The organism is Lacticaseibacillus manihotivorans DSM 13343 = JCM 12514 (genome assembly GCF_001435035.1).
GTDB lineage: Bacteria > Bacillota > Bacilli > Lactobacillales > Lactobacillaceae > Lacticaseibacillus > Lacticaseibacillus manihotivorans.
In genome coordinates this window covers 23,441-30,534 of the sequence record NZ_AZEU01000235.1, presented here as the reverse complement: position 1 = coordinate 30,534, position 7,094 = coordinate 23,441, and the positions used below count along the sequence as shown (strand labels likewise).

Sequence of the window (7,094 nt, the reverse complement as noted above, 5' to 3'; positions counted from 1 at the left end):
CGTGTGAATCATGGGATTGCGCTGCTTTTTTGAAATTCTATGAATAATCCAGGTAGTATGATGAAGAAAATCAATTCAGGAGCGATGATCATGAAAAAAATCCTTTTGACCTTAGGCGCCATGCTTTTGGCCACGGTGGCGTTTGGCACCCACACTGTGCACGCCGATGACACTTGGACGCCGGTGGCAACCTTAGGCACGAGCTTGACCAGCGATCAAAAATCTGGGACCTTATCGACTTTAGAGAATGCTGCCAATGTGTCCAATGTCTCTGAATTAACCGTTAATGGGGACACCTTGGTGAAGTACTTGAATCCCAGTGGCTCAACCTTTACTTCCACGTCTGGCGTGTGGTCGTCAGCCTTAGTGCAAAAAACCTCGACTGGTGGCATTAACGTCACCATCGTGCCTTATAACGGCACAAATAATATCACCACGATCACTTCCGACCAGTACCGTAACGCTGCGGTGACCGCTGGGGTATCCAATGCCAACATTTTCATCACGTCAGCAGTGTCCATTGATGGTTCCGGCGCCTTGGCTGGGGTGTATGCCGCTTTTGCGCAAAATGGGGACACCTTGAATGCCAGCCAAATCGCCGCGGCGCAAACCGAAGTCAACACCTTGTCTGACATCACCGACGCTAACAAAGGCAAAGATGGCTACACCGACAAGCAATTGAACAATGCGGTTGCCGGCATGAAAAAAGACATGGCGACGCAATCCAATTCCGGTGAACAAACCTTGTCGCAAAACACCATTGGCAATATTGTCGACTCGCAGTTAAAAGCCAACAACTTGACGAACATCATCAACAACAATCAACGTACCCAAATTATCAACTTAATGGTCAAGATTCAAAATTCTGGGGCCTTGAAGTCCAGTGATTTCAAAGCCCAAGCCTCAAAGCTGGCCAGCTCGATTCAATCCAGTGCCAAGAACTTGTTTTCCAAGCTCAAAGGCTTAGACACGCAAGAGAACCGCAATTTGTTGCAAAAGATCCTCGATGCCATCGGGAATTTCTTTGCCAGCTTGTGGGATAAAATCACCGGGTTGTTGAACTAAAACCAAAGCGTCCGCCTCAATGTTTGTCTGAGGTGGGCGCTTTTTTCATGCGTTAGAGTTTGGCAACTGACGACAGGTCTTGCGCTAAAGTCGTTAATTGCTTTTGTTTGAGTTGCTTTTCTAAGCTGTCGATCAAATCCCAAGCAATCACTGGATTAGGCACGAACAACAAATGCGAGGGTTGAGAATCTTTCCAGTTTTGTGTCGTGTAGGCGTTGGTGAGCTGTTGTAAATCCGAAGCAGATAAGTCGAGTTGTTTAGCTAATGACCAGATTTTTCCAGCCCGCTTGCGCGCCTCGCGCATAAAGGCACCACTTGCCGCCGAGCTGACATAAGTGGCCACCAGTAAAATCGGGATCAACCAATGCCAACGGTTGATGAACACCAAGATAATCAATAAAAGTAAAATCACTGACAGCGTGGTTTGTGAACGTTGGACGATGACAATGTTGGTACCACGAAGATGAAAGAGCTTAGGTGGGCGACTAGGCAGGCAGCAGATCACCAAATCGATCGCCAAACAAACTAAGGTCAAGCCGTTGAGTAGTTGACTGGCCACTGGCAAAGGCATAAAGCGTGACAATACGATCACGCTTTCTAGTAAAATATTCCAACCCCAAAATATTCCAGCATCGCGAAACCGCCGCACACTTAAAGCAACATGTGGGATCAAGGTCGCCGCTAGGAAAACACCAGCAAGCACGCCGCCGAGAACCATCGCCGCCACTTGTAGCGTGTTCATCTCTCCGGAATTGCCACGCATCAAATTCGCCCATGAGCCAAACATGACCAAACTCAAGCCGAACCCGATAATCGAAATGATGGCAGTTGAACTCAGCTGCCACCACCAGTATTCGCGCCGGCTACTATAACCTGAAAAATTGGTGTAGTTGGCAAAAAATCCGTAAATCGCTTTGAAGCCACTGGTCCCATAATAGTCATTCCCCATGATTTTTCTCCCATTGGCCGCCGATACCCATCAAAATGATTATGACACCTTTGTGATGGCCTTTCCATTTAATTCTCGTGCTTTCTCTTGAACAATTTGAGATAATTCAAGTGGAGGTGGCTGACATGAAACATCATCACGGCTGGTTGGCTATACTGGTATTTTTAGGGCTGATTTTCGTTTGGACGACCCCAGTGCACGCCTTGGAAAATCAATACTTAAATGATCACACCAACACCTTGTCAGAAATGACTTTAAAAGATGCGGCAACGATCAATCAAACGCTAGGCACGTTGCCAGGCAAGCCGGCTTTATCGATGGAAGTGTACGATCGCATTCCCAACGGCCAAGATATCGACAAGTTCAAAGTCAAACGCTTTGAACAACTCGGCATCGGCCAAAAAGGTTGGGACAACGGGTTGTATTTTGTGCTGGCCTTAAAAGATAAAAAATATGCGTTAGAAGTCGGCTATGGTTTAGAAGCGGCCTTACCAGATGGGGCAATGGACCGGATCATCACGGATTCGGTGAAGACCTATTTGCGCGGCCAACATTATGATAGCGCGATGCAACTGATCATGGCTAATCTTGGCAATTGGCTGGTCAAACACAAATCAGAAATTGCCACGCCGGCACAGATCAAAGCCCAAAAAGCCGCCGACCACGCGCAAAAAGTCCGCGATACGATCGGCGTGATCATTTTTATCACCATTGCGGTATTAGTGGTCATCGCCTTGCTGTGGTGGCATAAACGCCAACACACCAAACTGCTACAAGTTTTCGATGCTCAAGTCGCGCCGCAACTGCCTCTGTTTCAAAGCCTCATTTCCACGCAACAAGCTGCTTACCGCAAACAGTTATCCGTCGGCTGGTTTAAGTCATTGCCCAAAGATCTTGAACCTTGGTTGATGCGTGATTTTGCGTGGTACATTCGCTATAAACTCGCCGAATTAGCGCCAAGTGTCCCAACGCCAATGCCGGCTTTTGCCTATGCTGGGATAGATTATACCGATCTGCCTGATTCTGATGAATTGGTTTGGCAAGCTACCAGTTTACAAGCCTACTTCAACACGATTCAACCGCAACTGGTGCGCCTCGTTGCACCATATCGTCAGTATTTCAATGGGTTCAGCGAATGGGCGCCAGGGCACAGCTTTAAAGATCAACAAGAAGTGTGGCGAACTTTTGTGGCGCATGTCGCCCTAAAAGATGCCAAGAAACTCAACACGCTTAAAGCCCAAAAACAATTTTTTGAAGCGTTGTGGCGGCGATTGAATCAAGAAGATACCGATGGCTTGGGCTTGGCAATGATGCCCGTGTGGCTTTCAGATGTCGGCGGCAGTCCCAGTTCTGGATCAGGCTTTGGCTCAGGTTCAGGCTACGGTGGCGGGAGTTCTGGTGGCGGCGGATTCTCCGGCGGGTGGTAGCGTTTCACAAAGTCTTGTATAATGGAAGAAAAAACTGGGGGACACGTGATTTGATTTTGGCATTGTTTTTGATCCTTTTAGTGGTGGTGATCACCTTTGGTCTGGGCTATTGGAACTTTAAGCTCGGACAAAAAGGTAAATCATACGGCATCGGCTTGATCATTCCGGCGGGGTATTTTATCGCAATGGTGGCGATGACGGCGATGGCACATGGCAAAAATGGGAGTTTATCGTCGAGTGTCGTCAGCAGTCTCTTGATCGCGGCGGTATATTATATCGTCTTCACCTGGGGCCTTAAAGGAGCAAATAAAAAATGACTTATAAAATGATCGTGTCTGATTTGGATGAAAGCTTGTTGCGCACCGATGGCAGCGTGTCTGAAGCCGATGTCCAAGCCATCGCACGTTTGCGGGATGCTGGGGTGAAGTTTGTGCCGAATACCGGCCGCGGCTTCGCGTCTGTTCAGGCGTTGCTCAAAACCATCGGCACCGAACAAGTGGCTGGCCAATATGTGATTTCTTATAACGGTGGCGCTATTGTGGAAAATGCCGGCAACCAAATTATCGCTTCGACCCCATTGCCTTTTGACATTGCCAATGCGATTTTTAAAGTTGGCGCAGCAGATCCAGAGTTTGGCGCGCACATTTATACGTTCCATCATGTTTACGTTTATCGGCCGAGTGCGTCTGAATATGCCTATTTGGATAACCGCGGTGTGGATTACGAGTTATGGACGGATGATGATTTGTCAGCATTGAAAGGCCATCCGATCGCGAAGGTGATTTTCCAACATCCTGAATTGGCGGCACGTCAGAAGCTCGCAGAGAAAATTGCGGAAGCTGTTGATTATCCTGCCACTGTCAGTTATTCATCTGGGCGCTATGTCGAATTCAACCCTAGCGGTATCGACAAAGGGGATGCGGCGATCATCCTCGGTGAAAAAATCGGCATCAAGCCAGAAGAAATCATCGCATTAGGCGATAACCTCAACGACATGTCGATGATTCAAAAAGTCGGTTTGGGCGTTTCCGTGAAAAACGGTGTGCCAGCGATTCAAGACGCAGCTGGGTTAGTATTACCAGTTGATAATGATCATGATCCAGTAACGAGTTTGGCGAAGCTTGTGTTTGATCTGTAAACGGGGAAGGCGTGCTGAAAAGTGCGTCTTTTTTAGCGCGCAAAACTGAAAAGTTGGATTTTAAGTTTCATCCTGAAATCTGACCTTAACGACTCATTCAACGTTTTTGATTGAAAGAAAATACGGAGGTGGCAGAGAAAAACAGTTCGTTAAACGTGACTTCCCGGCGCATCAAGGTATAATGAAAATTATCTTTTCGACAACTGAAAGCGAGAAAATATGCTTGATTTTAATTTAGCCAAAACTGCCGTAGTATTCATCGATTTGCAAGCAGACATTCTACACGCCGCGCCGTTATACCCATGGACTGCCAGTGCCGTGATCACGGCTAACGACCGACTCAGTCAAGTGTTCAAAAACACCCCAGCATTAGAAGTCTTGGTATCGGTGCAAACCGAGACGTTCCAACATTTATATCCTTTTGCAGGCAAACAGCGCCATTTGGCTAATGCGAGTCAACCAGAATTGTTGTTGCCGATCGCCAAAGACTCAGACGTACAAAATGTGATCCAAGTCACCAAGCATAATCCTGGGGCCTTTTTCGGCACAGATCTGGATTTACAACTGCGCCGCCAAGGCATCGATACCATTATTTTAGCTGGCGTTTCGACATCCAATGGCGTGTATGCCACTGCGCTTGATGCATTCCAATACGCCTATCATGTGATCGTCGCCGAAGATGCTTGCGCAGACCGCGACATTGAAAAGCACGATTTCTTCTTCACCAAAATGTTCTCCCGGATTGCCACCGTCGCCAGCGTTGAACAAATCGTCTCAGCAGTCGACCAAGCAAACTAAGGCTTGCAATTGGCGAATCAAGCGCTTATCTTTTAGGGCATAACCTGACGGAAATGAGGAATCGATATGGCCTATGATCCAAGCAATACCTTAACCTTTGGCAGTGATAGTGCCCCGCATCAACTATGGGGCATTTTGAATTTGGGCTGTCCAGATACGCGCGATTGGTTCAATGCCAATATTGCCGACATTGAGGCAGCAATCGCAGCGGGACATTTACAAGCCCACTGGCAATTTTGGAGCAAGCAAAAAGTTTCCTTGGTTAACGGGGGCATTGCCAATGGCTACATCGCTTACGCGCATCCCAATGATGCTTGGACTTTTGTTAAAGCAGTGTTTGCTGACCAAGATGCCTTAAACGCCGCTGAAGATGTGCCAACATACTTAGAAGCGACTTATCATGTCCAACGTCACCCGCAAGCGGAATTGATCGATGCGCAAGTCGCAGAAGCAGTGGTGGCAGCGGGGATCACCAGTGTGCCGACCATTACCTATGATGGCCAAGCCTATTTTGATGATAGCCTAGCCGAAATGCCAACAATCGAATAAGCGTCGCAAAAATGAAGCCGTTGATCTGATGAGATCAGCGGTATTATTTTTGTTATTCTTCAACTGGCGGTTTAGTTTTGGCGCGGACTTTGGCCATCAACTTCATTGTTTGGGCAATTTTTTCTTGATGGGCGATCGGGTCGGTGATCACAGCAGGTTTTACGGCCGGCTTATTTTTTTGACGTTGGATAACTCGCTTATCTGATGGGATTTCTTGATCAGATGGCCGTGGCAAGGGCTTGAATTTTACTGATAATTCAACGATTGAATCGTTCAGGTAGCGCCCCAAACGGCGAGCGGCACTGGCTGAAGTCGCATCTGGCAATAATAATTGCGCCCACAAATCGATCAAGCGCCAGGCGACAACTGATTGGTGTGAGGCAGTCGCGATACTGATGCCAGTTTGAATCAGTTGCAAGGCAGGGGCAGTTTGATCAAATACGACATCAGCCAAAGCCAACAATAAATACACCGCACCGACATCTAGCTCTCGGGCAGGTTTTTGCAAGGTTTGCAAAAGATAATGCCGATAACGCGTGGCGACAAATTTACGGCCGCTATTGGCTGCGATGTAGGCTAACGTGGCTTGACTCAAATATTTCAAGTTTAAGCTGGTGGCAGACTGAGTCAAACTGTTTTCTAAAAGGGCGCGGGCGGCAGTGGCGTCGCCAGTTAAATAAACACTGATCGCGCGATACAAAGCATAAGCTTGATTTTGCGATGCGGCACGCGAGTCAGACGCTAAAGTTTGCAAAAATTCGTTAGCGCCTACCCAGTCGCCAGCTTTTAATAAACGTGCAATGGTTTGATTGACGAGTCGATTTTTTGAAATTGGATCAGTGTGGGTAAAAACCAGCGGCGCTTCATTTTGCTTGAGCCGCGCAGTGAACGCCATGATTTGTTGTGGCGTTGGGAATTGAGTTCCATTGATGAACGCTTCAAAAGTCGGCTGATCAACGATATCGTCATAAAGTATTGGGGCAGGCATGTGTTGAGCGCGGCGGGTCGCATCGAGCACAGATCCGATCGTTTCTGACATAGGCTTGTCCTCCTCTTATCTCTATCATAACAAAATGCCCGATTCAAAAGAAAACCCGTCGAGTTACGACATGAAAACAAAAAGGCCGCCATGGGCTTGGCGACCAAAAAAGGGTTGGAATTTATCACT

Annotated in this window: 8 protein-coding genes; 6 read left to right on the top strand and 2 right to left on the bottom strand. The window is 47.6% G+C overall.

All coding sequences use genetic code 11. The features are described from left to right. The first annotated feature begins 90 nt into the window (after positions 1 to 90). Positions 91 to 1,065 carry a DUF1002 domain-containing protein gene (locus tag FD01_RS12455; protein ID WP_056964610.1) on the top strand — a complete coding sequence of 325 codons (975 nt, stop codon included), beginning with the start codon at positions 91 to 93 and terminating at the stop codon, positions 1,063 to 1,065. Positions 1,066 to 1,117: 52 nt separating this feature from the next. On the opposite strand, the gene FD01_RS12450 is transcribed toward FD01_RS12455, so the two are convergent. Beyond that, the gene (locus tag FD01_RS12450; protein WP_056964608.1) at positions 1,118 to 2,014 is read right to left on the bottom strand and encodes a DUF805 domain-containing protein; all 897 of its coding nucleotides are present in this window, start codon (positions 2,012 to 2,014) and stop codon (positions 1,118 to 1,120) included. Positions 2,015 to 2,139: 125 nt separating this feature from the next. Between FD01_RS12450 and FD01_RS16435 the strand changes: the two genes are divergently transcribed. From FD01_RS16435 to FD01_RS12425, 5 genes are all read left to right on the top strand, one after another. Then, positions 2,140 to 3,441, top strand: coding sequence for a TPM domain-containing protein (locus FD01_RS16435; RefSeq protein WP_056964606.1), 1,302 nt, complete (start codon positions 2,140 to 2,142; stop codon positions 3,439 to 3,441). A 50-nt stretch (positions 3,442 to 3,491) separates the two neighbouring features. Continuing rightward, positions 3,492 to 3,758, top strand: a complete 267-nt coding sequence (locus FD01_RS12440) for a hypothetical protein (protein WP_054715044.1) — start codon at positions 3,492 to 3,494, stop codon at positions 3,756 to 3,758. After that, a complete protein-coding gene (locus FD01_RS12435) occupies positions 3,755 to 4,579 on the top strand; it encodes a Cof-type HAD-IIB family hydrolase (protein ID WP_082611897.1) in 825 nt (274 codons plus the stop codon). The genes FD01_RS12440 and FD01_RS12435 overlap by 4 nt, the downstream gene beginning before the upstream one ends. A 219-nt stretch (positions 4,580 to 4,798) precedes the next feature. Further along, positions 4,799 to 5,377 (top strand): isochorismatase family protein, encoded by a 579-nt coding sequence (locus FD01_RS12430; RefSeq protein WP_056964604.1) that lies wholly within the window; start codon positions 4,799 to 4,801, stop codon positions 5,375 to 5,377. Positions 5,378 to 5,443: 66 nt separating this feature from the next. Beyond that, positions 5,444 to 5,926: a thioredoxin domain-containing protein gene (locus tag FD01_RS12425; RefSeq protein ID WP_054715057.1), complete on the top strand. Its 483-nt coding sequence runs from the start codon at positions 5,444 to 5,446 to the stop codon at positions 5,924 to 5,926. A 52-nt stretch (positions 5,927 to 5,978) separates the two neighbouring features. On the opposite strand, the gene FD01_RS12420 is transcribed toward FD01_RS12425, so the two are convergent. After that, complete coding sequence (locus FD01_RS12420) at positions 5,979 to 6,965, bottom strand: hypothetical protein (protein WP_056964603.1); 987 nt, start codon at positions 6,963 to 6,965, stop codon at positions 5,979 to 5,981. Positions 6,966 to 7,094 lie beyond the last annotated feature (129 nt).